General features: G+C 70.6%; 19 protein-coding genes. 7 read left to right on the top strand and 12 right to left on the bottom strand.

Going from position 1 to position 20,806, the window contains the following annotated elements; all coding sequences use genetic code 11:
* Window positions 1-4: 4 nt before the first annotated feature.
* Window positions 5-1,492, bottom strand: coding sequence for a D-alanyl-D-alanine carboxypeptidase/D-alanyl-D-alanine endopeptidase (gene dacB, locus VZQ01_RS00285; RefSeq protein WP_426746615.1), 1,488 nt, complete (start codon window positions 1,490-1,492; stop codon window positions 5-7).
* A gap of 102 nt (window positions 1,493-1,594) precedes the next feature.
* Between dacB and VZQ01_RS00280 the strand changes: the two genes are divergently transcribed.
* Entirely contained in the window at window positions 1,595-1,717 is a 123-nt protein-coding gene (locus VZQ01_RS00280) for a hypothetical protein (protein ID WP_255653719.1), read from the top strand.
* Here the strand turns inward: VZQ01_RS00280 and VZQ01_RS00275 are convergent, their stop codons facing one another.
* A complete protein-coding gene (locus tag VZQ01_RS00275; protein WP_426746614.1) occupies window positions 1,718-3,664 on the bottom strand; it encodes a sulfatase-like hydrolase/transferase in 1,947 nt (648 codons plus the stop codon).
* Window positions 3,665-3,863: 199 nt separating this feature from the next.
* Window positions 3,864-5,984, bottom strand: coding sequence for a DUF4114 domain-containing protein (locus VZQ01_RS00270; RefSeq protein WP_426746613.1), 2,121 nt, complete (start codon window positions 5,982-5,984; stop codon window positions 3,864-3,866).
* A 201-nt stretch (window positions 5,985-6,185) separates the two neighbouring features.
* On the opposite strand from VZQ01_RS00270, the gene rdgC reads away from it, so the two are divergent.
* Complete coding sequence (gene rdgC, locus VZQ01_RS00265; protein ID WP_141322884.1) at window positions 6,186-6,836, top strand: recombination-associated protein RdgC; 651 nt, start codon at window positions 6,186-6,188, stop codon at window positions 6,834-6,836.
* The gene (locus tag VZQ01_RS00260) at window positions 6,823-7,512 is read left to right on the top strand and encodes a hypothetical protein (RefSeq protein ID WP_141322863.1); all 690 of its coding nucleotides are present in this window, start codon (window positions 6,823-6,825) and stop codon (window positions 7,510-7,512) included. The genes rdgC and VZQ01_RS00260 overlap by 14 nt, the downstream gene beginning before the upstream one ends.
* A 45-nt stretch (window positions 7,513-7,557) precedes the next feature.
* On the opposite strand, the gene VZQ01_RS00255 is transcribed toward VZQ01_RS00260, so the two are convergent.
* On the bottom strand, window positions 7,558-8,424 hold the full coding sequence (locus VZQ01_RS00255) for a hypothetical protein (RefSeq protein ID WP_223751045.1): 867 nt from the start codon (window positions 8,422-8,424) through the stop codon (window positions 7,558-7,560).
* Between the two features lie 41 nt (window positions 8,425-8,465).
* Complete coding sequence (locus VZQ01_RS00250; RefSeq protein ID WP_223784316.1) at window positions 8,466-8,903, bottom strand: hypothetical protein; 438 nt, start codon at window positions 8,901-8,903, stop codon at window positions 8,466-8,468.
* 130 nt (window positions 8,904-9,033) lie between these two features.
* On the opposite strand from VZQ01_RS00250, the gene VZQ01_RS00245 reads away from it, so the two are divergent.
* Window positions 9,034-10,074, top strand: a complete 1,041-nt coding sequence (locus VZQ01_RS00245) for a cupin-like domain-containing protein (RefSeq protein WP_426746612.1) — start codon at window positions 9,034-9,036, stop codon at window positions 10,072-10,074.
* A 15-nt stretch (window positions 10,075-10,089) separates the two neighbouring features.
* Here VZQ01_RS00245 and VZQ01_RS00240 read toward each other — a convergent pair whose 3' ends face one another.
* Window positions 10,090-10,257, bottom strand: a complete 168-nt coding sequence (locus tag VZQ01_RS00240; protein ID WP_223751048.1) for a hypothetical protein — start codon at window positions 10,255-10,257, stop codon at window positions 10,090-10,092.
* Between the two features lie 117 nt (window positions 10,258-10,374).
* Here VZQ01_RS00240 and VZQ01_RS00235 point away from each other — a divergent pair, with 117 nt between their 5' ends.
* Window positions 10,375-11,370 (top strand): cupin-like domain-containing protein, encoded by a 996-nt coding sequence (locus VZQ01_RS00235; RefSeq protein ID WP_426746611.1) that lies wholly within the window; start codon window positions 10,375-10,377, stop codon window positions 11,368-11,370.
* On the top strand, window positions 11,367-12,104 hold the full coding sequence (locus VZQ01_RS00230; protein ID WP_223751050.1) for a hypothetical protein: 738 nt from the start codon (window positions 11,367-11,369) through the stop codon (window positions 12,102-12,104). The genes VZQ01_RS00235 and VZQ01_RS00230 overlap by 4 nt, the downstream gene beginning before the upstream one ends.
* Here VZQ01_RS00230 and VZQ01_RS00225 read toward each other — a convergent pair.
* The 3 genes from VZQ01_RS00225 to VZQ01_RS00215 form a co-directional block, all read right to left on the bottom strand.
* Window positions 12,073-12,471 (bottom strand): hypothetical protein, encoded by a 399-nt coding sequence (locus VZQ01_RS00225; RefSeq protein ID WP_223751051.1) that lies wholly within the window; start codon window positions 12,469-12,471, stop codon window positions 12,073-12,075. The genes VZQ01_RS00230 and VZQ01_RS00225 overlap by 32 nt on opposite strands.
* 8 nt (window positions 12,472-12,479) lie before the next feature.
* The gene (locus VZQ01_RS00220) at window positions 12,480-13,751 is read right to left on the bottom strand and encodes a hypothetical protein (RefSeq protein WP_426746610.1); all 1,272 of its coding nucleotides are present in this window, start codon (window positions 13,749-13,751) and stop codon (window positions 12,480-12,482) included.
* 82 nt (window positions 13,752-13,833) lie between these two features.
* The gene (locus tag VZQ01_RS00215; protein WP_426746609.1) at window positions 13,834-16,599 is read right to left on the bottom strand and encodes a CHAT domain-containing protein; all 2,766 of its coding nucleotides are present in this window, start codon (window positions 16,597-16,599) and stop codon (window positions 13,834-13,836) included.
* A 182-nt stretch (window positions 16,600-16,781) separates the two neighbouring features.
* On the opposite strand from VZQ01_RS00215, the gene VZQ01_RS00210 reads away from it, so the two are divergent.
* Window positions 16,782-17,741 carry an FAD-dependent oxidoreductase gene (locus VZQ01_RS00210; protein ID WP_426746608.1) on the top strand — a complete coding sequence of 320 codons (960 nt, stop codon included), beginning with the start codon at window positions 16,782-16,784 and terminating at the stop codon, window positions 17,739-17,741.
* Here VZQ01_RS00210 and VZQ01_RS00205 read toward each other — a convergent pair.
* From VZQ01_RS00205 to VZQ01_RS00195, 3 genes are all read right to left on the bottom strand, one after another.
* Window positions 17,720-18,604: a hypothetical protein gene (locus tag VZQ01_RS00205; RefSeq protein ID WP_141322853.1), complete on the bottom strand. Its 885-nt coding sequence runs from the start codon at window positions 18,602-18,604 to the stop codon at window positions 17,720-17,722. The two genes, VZQ01_RS00210 and VZQ01_RS00205, sit on opposite strands and share 22 nt — an antisense overlap.
* A gap of 217 nt (window positions 18,605-18,821) precedes the next feature.
* Complete coding sequence (locus VZQ01_RS00200; protein ID WP_223751056.1) at window positions 18,822-19,517, bottom strand: hypothetical protein; 696 nt, start codon at window positions 19,515-19,517, stop codon at window positions 18,822-18,824.
* 272 nt (window positions 19,518-19,789) lie between these two features.
* Window positions 19,790-20,755: a WD40 repeat domain-containing protein gene (locus VZQ01_RS00195; protein WP_223751057.1), complete on the bottom strand. Its 966-nt coding sequence runs from the start codon at window positions 20,753-20,755 to the stop codon at window positions 19,790-19,792.
* Window positions 20,756-20,806 lie beyond the last annotated feature (51 nt).

Raw genomic sequence — 20,806 nt, 5'->3', positions numbered from 1 at the left:
CCTTCTACGGCGCGCGCAGCGGCAGCTCCACGAGGGCCGCGGCGAAGCGGTCGAACGCCTCGTTGGCGGGCAGCGCGGTGGCCTCGTCCATGTTGCCCAGCATCAGCGCGAAGACGACGCGCGGGTGCTCGGCGTCCCCGGGGCGCTCCACCACGCCCGCGAAGCACTTCTGTCCGGACAGGGTGCCCGTCTTCGCGCGGATGCGGCCTGCGGTGACGGGCGTCACCGGGCGGTTGGCGAGCGTGCCGTCCACGCCCGCCACGGGCAGGCTGTCCACCAGCGCCGCGCCATACGGCTCGCGCAGGCTGGTGAAGAGCACGCGCGCCAGGCCCCGCGCGGTGGCCAGGTTGTAGCGCGACAGGCCGCTGCCATCGACGGGGCGCAAATCACGGGCGGGGATGCCTCGGCGGGTGAGCTCCTCGGCCAGCGCGGTGCGCAGGTTCGCGTAGCCCTCCGCGCCGCCGCGCTCACGGGCGAAGCGCAGGCCCAGCCGCTCCGCGTAGAGGTTGAGCGACTCCTTGTTGGTGACCTTCACCAGCTCGGACAGGGGCGGGCTGGCCAGCGTGACGAGCGGCTCGGGGACGGGCGGACGCAAGGGGGCGGGGGCCTCCAGCGTGAAGGGCAGGCGCGGCACGCCTCGCTTGAGCAGGGCCTCCTCGACACACGCGGCGAAGAGCACCTGGGGCTCGTCCACGGAGAGCCGCACGTTGGCCGTGCGCGGACACTGGTTGACGGGCGAGCGCCACACACAGCGAACGCCCGGAGCGCCGCGCTGACGGGTGCAGGAGAGGTTGGCGCGCTCCGCGTTCGGGTCCACGCGCACGACGGTGGAGAGCGTGGCGAAGGCGGGCGTGAGCTGGACGTGGGGCGGCTGCGCGCAGTCCGCGCCCTCGGGACGGGAGAGCGCGAGGTCCACCACGTTCTCGCGGAAGACGAAGGGCGTGGGCGCCGCGCTGTAGGCGTACGCGACATCATCCCAGGCCCAGCCGGGGCCGAAGGGAACGTCGTCGTCGATGCCGCGCACGTGCACCTGTCCCTTCCACTGCCGCACGCCCTTCGCCTGGAGCGCGTCGGCCACCTGCTCACAGGCGAGCGCTGTCTCGGGGAAGCGCCACGAGCCCAGGGACGGGTCTCCCGACGAGTCCACCACGAGGTCGCCGAGGAACAGCCCGTCGGTCAGCGTGCCCTCCAGCGTCACCGGCGTCTGGAAGCGATAGTCCGCGCCCAGGGCGGAGAGGACGGATGCGGTGGAGACGACCTTCATCGTCGACGCGGGGAGCAGCCGCACGTGCTCGCGGTGGGCATACAACGGCTCGCCCGTCGTCGCGTCCAGCACGAAGGCGCTCGCCAGCGCACCCTCGTCCTCCAGCGTGGCGAAGAGCGAGCTCGCCACCGAGCTCACGGTGGGCGTCGCGGGATGTCGGGTGTGACGGCAGCCGACGGGCAGGGCGGCGGCGGCCAGGACGAGACAGAAGGAGAGGGCGCGGCTCATCACGGGCGCCACGCTAACGCCCACGACCTGGGGTGTCATGTGGCGCGACGGGCCCCGCGGGTCGCTGCGGCACCCCGGCCGTCCGGTATCCGACCCGGCCCGGTGACCTGTCGGGCGGACGCGTCCGGCGCCGAGCAGTCGACGAAGGGGGTCACCCGCCACCGGCTCGAGGACGGCGTCTACTCCGAGCTCGAGCCGGTGGGCGCCGCCGCCGCGTCCGAGTGACTACGAGGCGGGCCAGGGCGACAGCTTCTCCGCCTCGTACTTCAGGAGCAGCGCGTGCGTCTCGCGCGCGGCGGACTCGACCTCCCCGGGTGAGAGCCCGGGGGGCAGCTTGGGGACGAGGGTAGGGAACGGGCCGTCGAAGACGAGCAGGTTCTCCAGCTCCAGCGCGTCATTCTGCAAGTCATACAGCTCCCACTGGTCCGCGTGCTCGCCCGACGGGTCGAACGTCCGCGACAGCTTCCAGCGCGGCGTGCGCACGCAGCGCACGTGGTTGGGCTGGCACACCGGCCCCGGCGCGAGCCACGGCAGATGCCCCGCGCGCGTGGTGCCTTCGCGAAGCGCCTCCACCGAGCGCACGAACACCGAGTAGATGGCCTCGTCGTGAATCTGGTGCGGGTCGCCGGTGCGCGGCAGGGGCTCGGTGATTTCGTCGTCCGTGATGAAGAGCACGCCCTGACGGGCCGTCCCGTCCTGCTCCGTCACCGTGTCCGCGGTGCCCTGCACCAGCGGGCTCAGGTCCGCGCCGACGAACGGCGGCACGGGGTGATGCAGGCGCAGGTCCGTGCGGATGGCGTCGACCTCTCCCGATGACAGGCCCGCGAGCCCCAGCAGCGTGGGCAGTACGTCCACGTGGCTGGTGAGCGCCTCGTGCTGACGCGTCTGGGGACGCTCCTTCTCCAGCGGCATCCGCACCACGAGCGGCACGTGCAGCGCCTCCTGATAGGCGGTGTGCCACTTCTCCATCATGTAGCCGTGGGAGCCGGCGTACTCACCGTGGTCCGAGAGGAAGACGACGATGGTGTTCTTCGCGAGGCCACATTCATCGAGCGTGCGCAGCACGCGCTCGATGTGTCCGTCCACCAGGTGGATGAGCCAGGTGTAGTACTGGTTGAAGCGCAGCGTGGACTCGTCCGGGGCGGCGGTGAGCTGGAAGGGGATGCCCGAGTTGAGCGTGACGGCGACGGGGTCGATGGACTCCTTCGCCTGGTGCATCGCGAGCCCCGTCTTCGCCGCGAGCGCGAGCCCCATCTTGTACGCGTAGTCGCGCTGACAGGTGGGCTTGTTGGCCAGCGAGTCATGCACGTTGGGCGGCAGGTGCGAGTTCTCCTGCGGGAAGCCCATCGGGTTGAGCGGGAGCGTCCAGCTGCCCGCGACGGGCGTCGCCGACTGGCTGTGCTGACCGGGCACGAGCAGGGGGCCCACGGGACGCGCGTCCGGGTCCAGCTGCCTGGGGAGGATGGGATACGTCGCGATGTCGTGCGGGTTGGTGAACGACGCGACGGCGAACCACGGCTGCGGCGTCGTCGACGGTCCGTCGGCGCGGGGCGCCGCATAGGCCTGCTCGGCCAGCGCGCGGTTGTAGGGCTGCCCCAGGCCCATCCTGCGCAGGAAGGTGCACGCGAGGTCCGCGAAGCCCACGTCCCGGAAGGTGCCCAGGTTGTTGACCGAGGACCCGTGGGGCTCCGGATAGGACAGCTCCCAGTCGTCGAAGCCGAGCCGCTTCAGCGAGTGCTCGGGCGGATTGGCGAAGTGACACTTGCCGAAGTAGTGCGTGTGATAGCCGGCCTTCTGGAACCAGTGGCCGATGGTGGGAATCCCCTCCGGCACGAGCCACGGAAAGGCCGCCGCGTCGCCGCTCTTGAAGAGGCCGTCCGTCTGGGTGACGCCCGTGCGCGTGCCGTACTGGCCCGTGTAGATGGCGGCGCGACTGGGGATGCAGGCCGAGGCGGCGATGGTGTGGTTGCGGAAGATGGACGCGTTGCGCCGCAGCGCCGCGAAGCCCGGGAAGAACTTCCGATAGGGATTGTCCTCGCCCCCCTCGTCGATGAACCCCAGGAGGTCCTTGATGCCGGGAAGGAATCCTCCCCCCGCGCCATAGGCGAAGCGCGGGAACATGAGCTGGTCCACCGTCAGCAGCAGGATGTTGGGGCGTGTGGGGTTGTCCATCCCGACGGCGATTGCAGCCACCGTGCCCGGTTGTCCCGGTGCACGCGGGGGCTCGGGAGGACAACCCCGTCGATGCGCCATCGCGCGTCGCAATGGTACGCGTCTGCGTTCATCGCGGACGCGAGGCGGTGCCTGGGAGAGGGGGTGGGAGCCGGACCCGCGAGGCGTCACGACTCCCGCCCCCTCCTTCACGCTCCCGTCATGGCGTGCGCGTCAACTCGTAGCCGATGTCGACGTTGAAGACCTCCGGCTGGCACATGAAGTCCCGCGTGCCGAGCGACGCCTGCCAGCACAGGCTCTGGCCCTGGAAGGTCGAGACATCCATCACCGTCTCCGTCGCGCCCGCCGCCAGGGGCGCATGCAGCCAGGTGGGCGTCGGGTTGGGCACGCAGGTGCCCGCCGAGCACACCCTGCAGTCGGGGGAGATGGCGTAGGAGGCGTAGACCTCGCTCGTGGAGGCGCAGTAGGGGCCGAACGCGTCCGACTTCGCCACCCTCACGCGCGAGACGAAGCAGCGCGGGTCCAGGTCCTGGGGCAGGGCGCCGAGCGAGGCGGCGCGCGCGAGGCCCGTGGGCTCCGCCTGCAGCTGGAACACGACGTTGGCGAAGTCCCGGTCGCCGCCGCCATTGAGGTCCTCCCAGCCCATCAACCAGCGCCGCGGGTACGCGGGTGTCGAGGCCAGGGCCAGGTGCGGCATGGCGCCGTTCGACGCGGCGGGGACGACCAGCCGCTCCGAGGGGAGCATCATGGCGCCGTACTCGGGCCTGCGCAGCGTGTGCATGCCCAGGTCATCCAGCCAGCCACACATCGGCCGCCCGTTGCCCGGCAGGGCGCACGCGGTGGGCGTCGTGGGGTGCACGCGGTCGCAGGTGTCGCGATAGGTGCAGCCCTGGTTGAACTCGGCCGCGGGGCTGGTGCCTCGCGTGTCCATGTCCAGGTTCCAGGCGGCCTTGGAGAAGAACACGGAGACGGGGGACTGGAGGAACAGGGCGCACCTGCCATCCGGCGACTTCTTCAAGCAGGGGAACGTGATGCCCGTGTCGGCGGGCGCGTGCTTGCTCTCGTAGTAGGTGACGAGGAAGAAGACGATCTCCCGGTGACGGTCGATGGTGCCCAGGGTCATCTTCCGGTCGCGCGGCGTGATGCCGGGGTCGGGGTTCTGGGGATTCGGCAGGCCCTGGGCCGTGTACGCGGAGACGTCATAGTCGGGGATGCCATCCGGCAAGGCCAGCCGGCCGTCCTGGACGGGCCCCATCTGATTGTAGGTGGTCGCGTCCTCGTCGTCGTCCGTGAGGAGGACGGCGAGCCGGCCCAGCCCCTTGAAGTCGTTGTCCGGCAGCGCGGGCTCGAGCAGGTTGGGGATGCGCGCGAAGCGGCCTCGGTCCGAGTAGCCGTTCGGGTGGGCGTCGACGGTCCACTGCCCCACGATGTCCGTGGTGTACGCGGTGTTCCCCTGTCCCGGACGGGGATCCGCCAGCGGCTGACGCCGGAAGGTCGAAAGACAGGTGGACCTCATCGCGAGGTCCGGCTCGCTGTACGCGAAGCCCCCCGAGACGAAACTCCGCGGGCACCGGGGATTCACGCCGATGTAGGGCCGCGCCTGGGGACCGCTGTGCGGCGCGACGTTGTAGAGGTCCTCGTGCAGGTCGGCGATGCCATTGGCATTGGTGTCGAGTAGCTCGTCGTTGGCTCCGACGTACCCGCGCGCCACGAGCTCGTCGTGGTACATCCACCCGAGCGTGTGGCTGGCGACGGCGCTCTTGCGCACCATCTGGAGCGACAGGAACACCGGCTCCTCGAAGATGATGCGCTCCGCGCTCATCGGCCTGTGCGACAGCGCGAGCCGCAGCGAGCCGCTCTCGGAGAGGGTGACGCCGTCCAGGTGACTGAACTGCGAGGCGGCGAAGGGCTTCTGGTAGTCGAGGTACAGGTCACCGCCGACGTTGAAGGTGAAGGCCACCTCGGACGTGAGGCCGTGGCCGTTGGTGATGGCAACCTTCACCGGCGCGCTGCTGGGAGGAAGGCAGTCCGGCGCGGTCCAGGTGACCTCGCTCGTGGTGGCGCCGTGGACGGGCGGCGCCAGGGCTCCCTCCGTGGAGGTCCACGTGAAGGTGAGCGGCGAGCCCTGTGGGTCGCTCGCCGTCACGCCGAGCACCGACGTGCCTCGCGACGGGACCTGCTCGGCGGACTGGGTGGTGCTCTCGACTCGCGGTGGCAGCAGCGCGAGCGAGGCGGGGTCCGCGTGTGCGCTCGTCGCGGCGAGAGACAATAGACAGCCCAGGGCCATCCCCCTTGGGGCGGGGCGGGATTGCTGTGGCATGTGTGTCCTGTGGGGTGGCGTGGACCGCCAGGCGCCGTCCACGCGTTGGGGCTGTCACGCCCGGACAGGGGTGACAGCCCGCAGACGCGGGCTTCATCAGAAAATTCTAGAAAGCATGAGAATCCCGGAGAGGGTCCGTCCGAGGAGAGCACCAGGAGTGCCTTGACGAGGTCGCCCGCGCCCCCCATCCTGCCGCGCCCCATGCCAGTCCTACGTGGTGCCGTCACCTTCTCGCGCTTCCGGGTCGAACCGTCGAAGGAAGCGCCTTCCGACATCAAGCGTTCGCTCCCGCGGGGCCTCAAGGCGAACGCGTTCGAGCCCATCGACCGCCGCTCCGAGGATGACCGGGCCGCGGGCTTCGTGGAGCTGGAGAACGCGGACGCCGTCGACTTCTCCGTCGGGCGCGTCTTCTATGGCGAGTACGCGCTGTTCTCGTTCCGCATCGACTCGCTGAAGGTCCCCGCCGCCGCGATGAAGGCGGAGCTGGCGAAGTGGACCACCCAGTTCGAGGCGGAGAACGACCGCCCCGCGTCGCGCGCGGAGAAGACGCAGGCCAAGGCGCAGATCAAGCAGATGCTGCGCACGCGCACCACGCCCCGCACCAACGTGCTGGACGTGAGCTGGAACCAGAACACCCAGCAGCTGCAGATCTGGGCCGCGTCGCGCAAGGTGGTGGAGGAGATCCTCATCGCGCTGGAGAACGCGCTCGGGCTGAAGCTCGTCGCGCTGACGCCGGCGGCCATCGCGCAGGCGTCGGGCATCGACGAGGGGGCCCTGGGGCCCACCGCGGAGCTCATCGGGATGGACCTGCCGGCGGGTGCCGGGGCGGAGGTGGTGCATGGCGAGGCGTGAGCAGGCGCGGGCGGATGCCGCCTTCGCGCGAGGAGACATCGGGGTCGACGGCGCCTCCACGGAGGAGACGAAGGACGTCGCCGAGGTGGAGAAGGGTCAGGCGCGAGAGCAGCTCCTGCGAGGCCGCGCGTACCTGGGCCGGGAGCTCTTGACGTGGATGCTCTGGCGCTCGGAGTCGGGTGACGCGCTGGTGGAGCTGGAGGGCACGGGCGTCAACGTGCTCTTCATGGGCCGCATCATCCTGCGCGGCGTGGCGGGCGACGTCACGGAGCTGAGCGCGAAGGGCACGCTGGCGCCGTACTCGGAGCAGGTGAAGCACGCGCTGGACAAGGGCCTGCTGGTGGCCCAGGCGCGCATCCGCTTCACCCATGGCGAGAAGGAGTACGAGGCCACCATCGACTCGGAGTTCCTCGACATCCGCGCCGCGAAGCTGCCCGCGCTGATGAGCGAGGAGGAGGATGACCAGCTCAGCGAGCGGCTGTTCCTCACCGAGCAGCTCTCCGCGATGGTGGACGCGCTGGTGAACGACTTCCTCAAGGTCCGCGTCGGCAAGACGTGGAGCAAGCAGGTCGTCCCGGCGATGAAGGAGTGGATGCGCGGGGACGAGCAGGGCGCGGATGCGCTCTCCAAGGCCGCGCGTGCCCGGGGCCGCGAGGCCCGTGCCCCCCGGCACTGAGTCTGTCTGAAGTCGGCTTCGTGAGCTCGCCCCGGACAGGCGGGCTCACGGAGCGGGCGGCGCGAGCGCGCGGAAGCCCTCCGCCAGCGCCAGCCCGATGTTCCCCATCAAGTCCTGTCGCGCGTTGACGACGTACAGGTGCGGCGTGAGCGCCCACACCTCGCGGACGATGCGCCGGGGTGGGGGAGGCGGCTGGACGCTCAGCTCCGCTTGCAGCAGCGGCAGCACCTTGTCGGAGAGCCGCAGCGCGGTGTCCATGACGAAGACGCTGACGTGGGGGCGCAGGGCGCGGACGCGGCGGAAGAACGCGCCCACCTCGTCCGGCGCCAGGTGCTTGGGCGGCGAGGACTTCATCTCCAGGTAGACGAGGCGGCCCTCCGCGCTCGCCACCACGTCCAGGTCTCCGCCGACGTCGGGCGCGTGGAACTTCACGCCCGCGGCCACATCGAAGCGCAGTCGCTCGCGCAGCTCGTGCGCGACGTACCACTCCAGCGTGCCGCCGAAGCTCAGGGCGGGGTGGGTGAGGCGGTAGCGGCCGGCCTCCTCGCGCGTGGCGAGGTCCATGGACACCAGGTCCTCGGCGAAGGCGGTGGCGCGGTCCTCCTCGAGGTAGCGGGTGGCCTCCTGGGGCGTGAAGCTGCCGCGCCGGAGGATGGCGCCGCGCAGGAAGAGTCGGAACGCGTAGTGGCCCAGGCGCTCCACCAGCCGCTCCGCGCGGCTCGGGTCCAGGTCGGCGGGGAAGGGCAGGTCGAGCGGCGCGACGGTGGCCTGGAAGCCTCGGCGCGCGAGCATGGCGAGCGGCTCGTTGCCGGGGGGAAGCAGCAGGCGCGACGTGGGCGTGGCGCTGGCCTCGTCCTGCTCCAGCTCACGGGCCGTGGGAAGCTCATCCTCGGAGGGCGGCTGCACCGTCATGACGCCACCCTAGCCCGTATCGGGGCGACAGGTGCGTCAGCCTACTGCACGGGCACGGGGCAGTAGCGCAGGAACTCCGTCACCGGAGGCTGGCAGAGCTGGAGCAGGCGCGCGTCGTCGCCGAAGCTCTTGCCTCGCGCCTGGAGATAGCATGCGGCCGGGTCGTCCTCATCGGTGGCGAACTGGCAGAGCTGGAGCGCCTGCGCCTGCGTCAGCGAGCCCTGTTCCTGCACGCGCAGGAAGCACTTCGCCGGCGCGGAGGAGCGCGCGCCGCGACACAGCTGGGTGGCCGCGGAGTCGTCCGTCAGCCCGCCCTGGCTCGCGGCCGTGTAGCAGGCGACCTGGGGCGCCACCGCCTCCTCGTCATCATCGTCCTGTGCCAGCCCGCTCGTGGGCGCGAGGGTGAGCAGCCACGCTGTCAGGCCACCCAGGCCAGCGAGCGTGCGGACGAAACGGAACCGGCAGTGGGCTGGTGTCATCGCGTGTCCTCTCGGCCCTCAATCTAGGGAGTGCGCGCGTCGTGCTGTCCCACCGTGCCTCCCGGCCGCTCCAGGACGGTGCGAGCGACGGGGCGCCACGCGCCACGCACGCAGACGCGGATTCGGTAGAGTGGCCCGCGCACGCGACAGCGATGGGGGCATGGTGGACGTCGCTTCATCCAGCCTGGATCCGGAGTGGCGAGCGTGGCTCGCCGAGAACGTCGTGCGAGGCGTGGCCCCGACGCGACTGGTGGACACCCTGGTGTCCGCGGGAGTGCCGCTGTCCGAGGCGCACGCTCACGTCGAGGCCGTCCAGCAGCATCCCGCCGTGTCGATGGGACGTGGCCACCTCACCCGACACGAAGACGTCCTCTCGCTCCTCGACACCCGCGTCGCGCTCCATCGTCAATCCGGTCGACACCGCCACCTGGCGCGTCACACGGACCTCTCCATCCCGGCGCTGATGGGGCGCCACTACCTGGCCCACGAGCCCGTGCACCTCCAGGGCTTCATGCGCGACTGGCCCCTGATGGAGCACTGGCGCCCATCGTCCCTGGCCCGGCGCTACGGCCACGTGGACGTGGAGGTCATGGCCGGCCGGGAGGCGCGAGTGGACCACGACCTGGACCCGGACGCGTGCCGCGCGGTGATGCGCTTCGAGGAGTTCCTCCGTCGCCTGGAGGAGGGCGGGCCGTCGAACGACCTCTACCTCACGGCACGCAACTTCGCGCTGGAGCGCGAGGAGCTGCGCGGCCTGCTCGACGACGTGCGCTACCCGTCAGGCCTCCTGCGCGCCTCCGACCGGCCGGGCGCGGTGAAGCTCTGGGTGGGCCCCGCCGGCACGCTGACGCAGCTGCATCACGACCTGGGCACCGTCCTGTTCGGACAGGTGCATGGACGCAAGCGCTTCCGCCTCATCCCCTCGTTCCACACCCACCACGTCTACAGCCACCTGGAGGTGTGGAGCCAGGTCGACGCCGAGCACCCCGACCTCACGCGCTTCCCCCTGTATCGCGAGGCCGACGTGCTCGAGGTCGTGGTGGAGCCCGGTGACATGCTGCTGATTCCCGCGGGCTGGTGGCACTGGGTGCACGCGCTCGACGTCAGCGTGTCCGTCACCTTCCAGGAGTTCGACGTCCCGGGAGGCAACACGTGGTGGAGGCTCGGATGAGGCCCGCGGGCGTCGTCACTTCTTCAGCGGCGGCGTGGTCGGCGGCTCGGTGGGCGTCGTCCTCTCCACGGAGGGAGCGGAATGCCCTCCCGGGTTGGGGACGATGCGCGGCGCCTGCCGCGTGGCCGGGTTGGGCGGAGGATTCGGAACGATTCTTGGAGCAGGTTCCTTGGACGTCGTCATGCCATCCCCAGTGCAACGTGGTTGCCTTCGTGGGTGGTATATCGCACCGCGCGAAACATGACTCGTGACGACAGCGAGACCCTGCCGGCGTCCCTGCGTTCCTGGCTCGCGGAAAACTTGACCGCGGGGGTGGGGCCCGCCCGGCTCGTCGAGGTGCTGCTCACGCTGGGGCTGTCCGAGCCCCGGGCCCACGAGGCCGTGCGCACCATCGCCGAGCACCCCGCGGTGCGTCACGGGCAGCGCTCCGCGCCCCTGCGCGACGAACTGGAGGCCTTGTTGACGGCGCGCGCCGCGCTGCACGCCCAGCGCCACCCGGGGCCCACGCCCGCGGCGGTGGAGCGGTGTCACGGGCTTCCGGCCGGGGACTTCTTCGAGCGCTACTACGCGCGCAACCAGCCCGTCGTCATCGAGGGGCTCCTGGACGAATGGCCCGCACGGACGCGGTGGACGCCGGAGTGGTTGGAGGAGCGCTTCGGTGACGAGCCGGTCGAGGTGATGGCGGGCCGGGACGCGGAGGCGGACCCGGACTTCCACGCCGAGCGCCTGCGCCGCACGTGGCTCCTGCGAGAGCTGGTGACGCACGTGCGCGGGACGCGAGGCTCCGACGACGTCTACCTGGTGGCGCGCAACAGCCTGCTCCTGCGCCCCGCGTTCCGACCGTTGCTCCAGGACCTTCGTCCTCCCGCGGGCTACATCCATCCGGACCTGAGCGCGCCGGACAGCGTGCACCTGTGGTTCGGTCCCGCGGGCACGGTGTCCAACCTCCACCACGACCACCTCAACGTCCTGTTCTGCCAGGTGCTGGGGCGCAAGCGCTTCTGGCTCCTGCCGCCCTGCGAGACGCCCCGCCTCTACAACGACCGGGGGCTCTACAGCGCGGTGGACATCCGCGCCCCGGACCTGACGCGCTACCCCGGCTTCGCGCGCGCCACACTGCATTCGTGTGTGGTGGGGCCGGGAGACACGCTGCTGATTCCGGTGGGCTGGTGGCACGCGGTGGAGGCGCTGGACGTGAGCATGTCGGTGACGTTCGTCAGCTTCGACAGACCCCAGCGCAACGTGGAGTGGCGCGACTACTGGATTGGCCCCAGGCCGGAGAGGGCTCCCCGATGACGGAGGCAGGCAAGCCGGACGTGCTCGCGCCGGAGTGGCGGCGCTGGGTGGTGGAGAACCTGCTGCGAGGCTCCGAGGTCGAGGACCTGGTGGCCGTGCTCTCGCGCGCCGGAGTCGACCCGGAGCTCGCGCGCGCCGCGGTGCACGCGGAGGCGGAGGACCCGTGCTTCCAGGGCGCCGCGCGGGCCGTGGCGATGCAGCGCAAGCTGGAGGGACTGCTCGACCTCTATGGAGACCTCCATCGGCAGTCGGAGGGACACGCGCGCATCGACCGACACGAGCACCTGTCGCCCGGGGACTTCTTCGAGCGCTACTACTTCCAGAACCTCCCCGTGGTGACGCGCTCATCCGTGGGACTGGTTGCCCCGGAGTCCCCCTCGGTCGAGTGGCGGGACGCGCCGGGCGCCGCGCGCGCGTTGACGCCCGTGCGCCGCAACACCTTGCTGTGTCAGGTCCAGGGTCGCGCATGTCTGGAGTTGCTCCCCGCGTATGCGTTGCACCGCGTGTTGGGCGCCAGGTCGTCGGTGCCGGAAGGGGTGCCGCGTCTGGAGGTGGAGCTCCTGCCCGGTGAGCTGCTGCTCCTTCCCGTGGGCTGGTGGTTCACCCATCACTCCCCGGAGGGCGGTGCCGCCACGGTCCACGAGTCCTTCGCCGTGCCCGGGCCCGACGTGTCGTGGACTCCCCGGCCGGAGTCCCGTGAGCCTACGCCGGCTCCTCTCCGCCGCCCCGGTTGAGCAGCCGTCGCGCCATCGCCTTCAGGGCGGGGGAGCCGGGCTCGCGGTCGAGCCGCTCCAGCACGTCCTGGGCACGGTCGATGCGTCCCGCCTGCTCGAGGATCTTCAGCGCCTTGAGCTGGAGCAGCTCCTCCGGTGGCATCGAGTGCGTCGCCGGTGTCTGTCCCCGCATGGGCAGTCGGCCCTTCTGGTTCAGCAGCTCCACCAGCGCGCTCACGTCCTCGCCCTCCAGGGGCGCCGCCGCGAGGGGCTTCGCGGCGTCCTCCAACTCCTCCAAGGCCTCCATCAGCTCTGCCCAGCCGAAGCCTCGCGGCGGGACGTCGCGCTCCGTCACCATCCGCCTGAGCTGCTCGCGTATCGTCGGCATGACAACTCCTAGCGTGTCCACATGATGTCTATCTCTGGGACCTGCTCCGTCCCGACGGTGATGCCGAACGCGTTGCGCTCCAGGTCCACCTCCCAGAGTCGCCCCTGGGCTCGCAGCGTTCCCATGAGGAACGGCAGGGTGGGGTGCAGGTAGCGACGACGCAGCGAGGAGTCCTTCCCCAGTCGGACGGGCCTGCCGTCCGCGGGAGGCAGCGGCATGTCCAGCTCCACCGGCTCGCTGCGGAAGCAGGCGTCGTAGAGGTAGAGCCGGCCGGAGTCCTCCAGGAAGTTCAGGCAGTGGCCGTCATCCCAGCCCGCCATGAAGGCATAGCGGGACTCCACGCGGCCCAGCAGCTCCACCGGCTCGTCCGGCGCGAAGGGGTAGTGCGCGCAGTCCTGGAAGCGGCCGTGCAACCGCGTCAGCCGGCTGGGCTCGGGTTGGTTGATGCCCGGCGCCACCGCCACCATCGCCTCCCAGCGCACCTCGTCCGTGCGCGCGTCCTCCCGAGGCATCAGGTGCAGCGTGCGCCCCTCCAGCCTGACGCCCTGGATGTTGGCCAGCTGCTGGAGCAGCTGATACCAGCCGCCGCACATGCCACCGCCGACCGCCAGCATGTGCCGCACCGTCCACGCCGGCACGCCGTAGCGCAGCCCCGTCTCCGGGAGCCCCCGGAGCACGGCGTCGCAGATGTCCTTGCGCGACTCCAGCCCCGCGCACCAGCGCGAGGACCAGCGCACCAGCGGCGCGTAGGCCCCCGAGACGGGCGCCCCCGTCTCTCCGTGGCGCATCGGCGCGCCCGTGGTGAAGAGCTCGTGCTGGCTGTCCCCGAGGAAGAGGGTGCGCGGGCTGCCGTCCGCGTCCGTCCACTCCGCCACCCATTGGAGCTCCAGCGCGTGGGTCCCGATGTGGTTGGGCAGCGGCCGGTTGAAGGGCACCGGCTCCGCGAGCGTGCTCCAGCCCGCCGTGCGCTCCAGGCTCACGGGATGGGGACCGAGCCAGCGGATGCGCGTGCCCGGACTGCCCGGCGTGGAGAGGGCGGGGCCGAAGGCGCTCAGCTCGAAGGAGGAGGGGACGAAGTGGTTGGCGAGCAGGGACACCCGGACGGAGGGGCGCGCGCCTCGCACGTACGCGACGGGCTCGGCGCGATGGTTTCGAATCCACTCCGGCAGCTCGCCCAAGCGGGTGTCCGTGACGGGATTCCAGAGTGGAATCGTGCCACTGTCCGCGTCACCTCGGTCGAAGTGCAGGCTGTAGATGGCCAGCGGTTCCGCGTGGTGCATGTCCACCTCCCCCTCGCGCGTGCTCCCGGGCACGGCTCTGCTTCACCAGCACCCGCGGCCTCCCCGAAGGCCGTGGGTGGCGCTACTCGTACAGCAAGACCTGGCTCACCCAGGGCGCGCCCTTGACCTCGCGCAGCCAGCGCAGCCGCTCCGCGCGCAAGGCCACTGCCGGCGTGGCGCCGCCGTGGATGCGCTCTCGCACGCCCTGGAAGAAGCGCCCCGCGGAGTCCGGGATGTCCACCGTCGCCGCGAACACCGCGCGCGCTCCGGCGCCCACGAAGGCCTGGGGCAGCGACGACGTCTGATGCAGCAAGGGTGGCAGTCGCGCCGCGCTGCACGCGCCCAGCAGCACCACCGGCGAGCCCTCCAGCTTCACCTGCCGCAGCGCCTCCGAGGTGAGCGCGTAGCGCCCGTCGTACTCGGGGGCCAGCGCGATGACCGGTGCCTCGGACAGGCTGCGGTCCACCACGCCGTGAGCGTGGAACTCGATGTCGGTGGCGCGCGCCATGGCCTCCAGCACGCGCGAGGGCGTGGCCTGCGCGCCCGACAGCTCCATCGACTGACCGACGGGCGCGGGCGTCGACTCCCACGAGGACAGGCGCGCGAGTCCCAGCCCCGCGGGGGTCTCCACGTTGGCCACCACCACGTGCAGCGGAGCCGCGGGCTTCCTGTCGGGCGCGATGGCGGTCCGCGTCGCCACGCGGTAGCTCCACGCCATCTCGGGCGGCAGCAACCCGGCGCGGCTGTCGAGCGGCGGCGCGGCGAGCACGTCCACCTGGGGACAGGGCCTCAGCAGGGCCAGGAGCGACTCCGGCACGAGCCCCGACAGGTCCTCGCCCAGCGGCTCCTTGCGCGAGGCATCCAGGTGTCCCAGCACCTGACCCCGGGGCCCCAGCGCCACCGCCACCGTGCGCTCGGCCTCCATCGCGGCGATGAGCGCGCACTGCTGGGGCCGTGTCACGCCGAGCTGCCTGGCCACTACGTCCGGCACCTCCTTGAAGGCCCCGGCCTCGCCCGCGGTGACGGCCATCGTCTGGTAGGCCACCGCCGCCGCGTCGCGCGCGTCCGCATCGGTGGAGAGGTACGGCTCCGCGTCGCGGATGACGGCGGCGAGCTTCTGGTTGCCGACGCTCCGGTTCAGGAGCAGCTCGAAGCGCGCCTCCACGAGCCGGGCCAGCATCCTTCGCCCGGGTGTCTCGCGGGCCGCGAGGGCCCGGGCCAGCTCCGCGCGAATCTGCTGTTCGTCCTGGGGCTTGCGGTCCAGCCGCATCAGGTCCGTGAGCGTCCAAGCGCCGACGAGCCCGACGGTGGGTCCACACTCCTGCGCGCGCACCAGGGCTCGGCGCGCCTCCTGGGGCCGCAGCCGCATCAGCTCCAGGGCCGCCACGTTGCGGTGGACGTAGTTCTTCACGTCACAGGTGTCGGGCGCCCGGGCCAGGTACTCGGCGAGGTAGGCGCGAGCGGCGGCCACGCGGAACTGGAAGCGCGCGGCCTGCGAGAGCGCGCGCAGCGCGGCGGACTCCAGCTCCCACTCGCCCATGGACTGCGCCTCGCGCCAGCTCGCGCGCGCCGTCTCGTCGGCCTCCAGCAGGCGATTGGCGGACGTGGCCCGGTGGCTCACCTTGCGCAAGAGGTCCGCGCAGCGCGGGCGCAGCCGCTTCTCCCGGCACAGCGTGAGCGCGGCCTTGAGCCGCTGGTCCGCCTGCCACGCCTCACCCGCGAGTCCCTCCTGCATCGCGAGCGCGTCCTGGACGAGCAGCTCCACCCAGGGGTCATTCCACTTCCGGGCCAGCGACTCCCATTCGTCGGGAGGGCTCGGCGCGTCGGGGGAACGCAGCTTCGCGCCGAGCAGCAGATCGGCCTCCCCCGAGGCGCGCAGCCGCGTGAGGAGGTCCGCGGAGGCGGCAGCACGCGTCTCGAGGAGCCTGGCGTACTCGGCGGCCAGCGGCGCGCGACGGGTGAAGTCCCGCGCGGCGGTGGCGCGCGTGTACTCGGCCAGCGCCGTGCCGCCGTGGATGCCGTCGAGCAGCTCGGCCAGGGGCAGCAGCGCCGTCACCCGCGCGGAGGAAGGGGCGGTGCGGACGGCGTCATAGAACAGCCCGCGCGCGATGCCGGGATGCTGGCGAGCCTCCTCCAGCGGCACGGGCGCGCGTGCGTCCGTGCTCAGCCGCGTCATGGCCGCGTGGGTGCGCTTCCAGGACTCCATCCGCTGCGTCACGGAGCGCCGCAGCGCGGCCGCCTGCTCGCGGGCCTCCTTGCTCCAGCCCGCCTCGCCCAGCGCGGCCACCTCGTCGAAGACCGAGGCCGACACCAGGTGCAGCCCCATCTCCCGCAGGACGAGCGCCCGGTTCCACAGGGCCTGGGGATGGCGCCCGGATGCCTCCAGCAGCGTGTCGAGTCGCTCCAGCGCGTCGTCATGCCGCCCGAGCAGGAGCAGCGCCACGGCCTGGTCATTGTCCCGGTTCAGGGACGGCTGCGCGTGCTGCAGGTGCGCGAGCCCCTGCTGCGGGTCGCCATGCACCAGATAGGACGCGGCGATGCCGGCGCGGTCTGCCTTCTCCTCCAGCCGCGCCAGCTCTCGCAGCGGCACGGCGACCGAGGCGCGCTCCTCGCGGGGACGCGAGTAGGGACGGTGCACATCCGCGGCGGGGACGGAGAGGCGCGCTTCCAGCGGCCGGGTGCGTGCGTCGGTCAGCCAGAGCAATTCCTGGCGGCGGTGGGCCAGCGGCCCCGAGCGGGCGATGAGGATGGCCGGGAACACGAGCAGCGGGATGAGGTGCCACGCACGCAGGCGAGGGGCGCGTCGCCCTCGAGTGGACTTCCCTGGTGCATCCAGCTCGGCGGCCATCCGCTGGACCCTCCCCGTCACTTCGCGTCCCGGGGCGCGAAGCCAGCACTGCGTTCGTGTGTCTTAAGCCAAAGACGCGGATGTCGACAAACCGTGGAAAATAGAGGCGCGAATCGCACACCGCCTCGCGGATGACGCTGCGGGTCAACCCTGACGTGCCGCGCGCGGTAGGCTGCGGTCCCATGTTCATCGTCGTCCTGGGTGGTGGTGTGTCAGGTCTGACCTGCGGCATCCGCTTGCTGGAGGCGGGGCACACCGTCGAGGTGTGGGCGCGGGAGGTGTCACCGCACACGACGTCGGATGTCGCGGCGGCCGTCTGGTATCCCTACCGCGCCTGGCCGCAGGAGCGCGTCAACGCCTGGGCCAGGAGGACATACACCGTGCTGGCCTCGCTCGCGCACGAGCACCCCGAGGCGGGCATCCTGCAAGTCTCCGGCGTCGAGCTGTTCCGTCGCCATGTGGAGGACCCGTGGTGGCGCGACAGCGTGCCCGACTTCCGCCGCGCGAGGCCGGAGGAGCTGCCGCCAGGATTGTTGGAGGGTTATCACTTCACCGCGCCGGTCATCGAGATGCCGCGCTACCTGCCGTTCCTGATGTCACGGCTGCGCGCGCTGGGCGGAAGGATTGTCCAGCGCGAGGTGCGCTCGCTCGACGAGGCCTGGGCGCGCGCGTCGCTGGTGGTCAACTGCACGGGGCTGGGAGCGCGCGAGGTGGTGGGGGACTCGACGCTCTATCCGGTGCGGGGCGAGGTGCTGCGCGTGTCGCCGCCGCCCACGGACCGCTTCCTCTTCGACGACGAGCACGAGGACGGCATCGCCTACGTGATTCCGCGCTCGGCCGACTGCATCCTCGGCGGCACGGTGGAGGAGGGGAACGGCTCACTCACTCCGGACCCGGCCGCGGCGCGCGGCATCCTGGCTCGCAACGCGCCGCTGTTGCCGCCGGGCGCGGTGTTCGACGTGGTGGAGCACAAGGTGGGGCTGCGCCCCGGACGACCCACCGTGAGGCTGGAGGCGGAGGTCATCGCGGGGCGCTGGGTGGTGCATGACTACGGACACGGAGGCGCGGGCGTCACGCTTTCGTGGGGTTGCGCGGAGGAGGTGGTGGCGTTGGTCGCCGCTCACCAGACGCAGCTGACGTAGCCCGTCTTGCCGTTGGTGACCTTGAGGTCCGTCCAGCCGGTGGCGTCGTTCTTGGTGAGCGTCACGCCGTCCTCGTAGCCGCCGGTGAAGTCACCGAAGACGCCGCGCAGCAGGCCCACGGTGGAGGCGCCGTTGCACATCTGCACGGTGGCGTTGCCCTCCCACGAGCCATCCGCCACGCCGCCGCCGGGGAAGTCCACGCAGTGCGCGGTGCCGCCCATGTTGGCCGGCTCGCTCGCGTCGTCGGACGACCAGCCCTTGAGCACCCACGCGTCGTAGGACGCGCCGCCGTTGGGCGGGAAGATGGTCTGCTTGCTGACGAGCAGACCCGGCTTGGAGTCACCCTGGTAGTGGAACGTCATGCCGGCGCGCGACCAGATGCTGGTGATGAAGCAGCGGCGGTTCGTGTTCACCGGCACGTAGGGGAAGGCACAGCTGAAGGACGTGCACTCCGACCAGCTCATGGACACGCGGTTGGCGGTGTTGGCGATACAGGTCGCCTCGCCCACCACGCCCGTGCCGATGCCGTCGCGCGTCTTGAGCTTCCAGCGGCCGCCCTCCTCGTAGACGCCGACGCTGGAGATGGGGTTGTAGGGATAGGCGGACTGGCCCTTGAGGTTTCCGCGTACGCCCGTGAGGAAGCACGTCTGGGTGTTGGAGGGGCCCAGGTCCAGGTCCGGGCCGCTGTTGCCCGGCGTGCCCCAGCCCCAGCGCCCGGTGACGACGAGGCCCTGCTTCGCCTCGCCCAGCTCCTCCGCCACCGGGGTGTTCTCCGGCGTCTGCGCCACCTCCATGCCCTCGCCGCAGGCCACGGCGAGCAGGGTGAGCGGCAGGGTCCACAGCAGGTTCGTTCCACGCGTCATGATTCAGTGCCTTTCCAGTCGAGTGCTTCGCCGGGGGTTCAATCCCGGTGTCGCTGGCTGGAACGGACCTTCGCGCGGATATTCCCGCGGCATTTTCCGCCGTCAGGCGTTGGCGCGCAGCACGCCGCCGAAGCCCCGCTCCTGGTCTCATGCTCCTGCCCCCAGGCCGGGCTCATGAATCCAGCCTGAGCCCGTGCAAACACCCCGTACTCCCGGCCTACAGACAACTACCCGCGTTGGCAAAGTCCGGGTAGCACTGCGCCCCGAACATGCGGACGGCGGTGAACGCCACATACCGCCGCCATTCGGGCCGCTGCCGCATCCGGATTTCGAACCTCACCTCAATGTTTGGCGGCAGCATCGCCTCCACCTCACCGTAGAAGAAGACGGCCAGCGGCAGGTTTCGGACCGCGGCGTCAGTCCACGCCGTGCCGTTGAAGGTCTGCAGTGCGAGCACGACCTCGTCCTGGACCGCAGGCCGCAGGTCTCCAGGGCCTATCTCGAACTGCACCGAGCCGCGCACCTTCCCATTCTGGATGTTCGCGAAGAAGCCAGTGACGTGGCCCAGGACCTGATAGCTTGTGCCTTGCGCAAGCACCGAGTCGAGATAGGGAACGTGAGACTCCAGGATGTTGTATAGCGCGTTGCCGCCTCCCCAGTTCATCGTGGCGGGACTCGGCCCACTCCTTGACCGAATAAGCCAGCCAACGTCCGGGGGCGAATAAGTCTCCCAGTTGGACGGCACGAACGCGAGGTTCCAGATGGGCAGCTCGATTTCGTACCCGTGGGTGCCCGGCACGTTTGCGGCCTGCTCCACGACTGAGACAGGCTCAGCCGTCCCGTCGGCCGACTGCGGTCCCTCACCACAACCCAACAGCGACAATACACACAGCAGCGATACGACCTGTCTCACGTCCCAGTTCCTTTCCATAGATCAAGCATGATGAATCCTTCGCCACAAAGGAGATGTCAATACTCCAGGCACCCTGGGGCAGAACTCTTTTGTGCGTGCCGTGCCGAATAGTTCACAACGATGATGAAGCAATTAAATGACATTTCATGAGGCAGCAGTCACGCATCGCGACGCAATCGCATAGGCATACCCATGCGCCAGAGCCCCCTGCGACGCCACTGGCGGAGCGCCTGCCCCGGCTTCACTTGTGAGTGCGGGACGGTAGTGTAGAATTACGCTTTAACACCCCACAGCCCCACCTGCGCCGAGCCCTCGCCCCAGGCGATAAACCGCCCGTCCGGGGAGAAGACTGCGGCGCTTGCCTGTGAATCGTCCTCGTCCGAATGGGCGTAGAGGCGCATGCCCCCGTCTGTCCTTAGCACGACGAAGGCGCCCGTATCAGCACCGACGGCGAGCAGAGAGCCGTCGAAATTGAAGCTCACGCGCCAGGCTCCAGCGGGCGGGCCCTTGCAGGTTCCTACAACCTTCATACTCATCACGTCGACCAGGACGATCTCTCCCGTCGACGTCCCTGCGGCGAGCAGGTTGCCCGTCGGAGCAAAGGCCACTGCCCAGACATAGGAAGCCTGCACGGAGATGGCCCCGCGAGAGGCCCCGGTTCCCACGTCCCAGAGGCGAATCGAGCCCTGGGTGCCGTTCTCGCCCCGGTCATCCGCCGCACCTGCGGCCGCCAGCGTCGCATCGGGCGAAAGGGCGCAGCCGTAGAGCAGCGTGGAGACAGGTTCTAGGTCCCGGAGGGGCCGCCAGTGGGCAACATCCCAGAGGCGGAGATCTCCAATTACCCCTGCTACCAGCAGGAGGTCTCCCTGGCGCGACAGGTCGATCCCCTGGGTGGTCAGTCCAAGAGGGGCAGAGCGCAGCGCCCCGCCGTTGGCCGCAGACCATGCCTGGAGTTGCCCTCCGATAGTGACCGACATGACTGTCTGAGCATCCGGCAGGACCACCGCCGCGAGCCCGCCCGGAAGGTACTGGACGGATCGAGGACGTGGAGATTCGTCCTGGAGGTCCCACCAGCGGAGTCGCCCCTTGCCGCCCTGCTCCATGGAGACGAGCAGGCGTGACCTGGCGTCGAAGGCCAGTAACTGCCCCCGATAGGTCGGATGGAGGGTCCGCTCTCCCAGTTGTCGCAGCCGAATAAGTTGCTTCGCGTTCTGGGAGGTCACAATTCGAGGAGACATGGTCGCAAAGCCCGGGCCAGCTGAAAGCTGGCCCGGGTCCATCAAGAGGCA

The sequence above is a fragment of the Myxococcus faecalis genome (assembly GCF_050039385.1).
GTDB lineage: Bacteria > Myxococcota > Myxococcia > Myxococcales > Myxococcaceae > Myxococcus > Myxococcus fulvus.
Note: the sequence above shows the minus strand (reverse complement) of the source record. Positions and strands in the feature narration are given on the sequence as shown.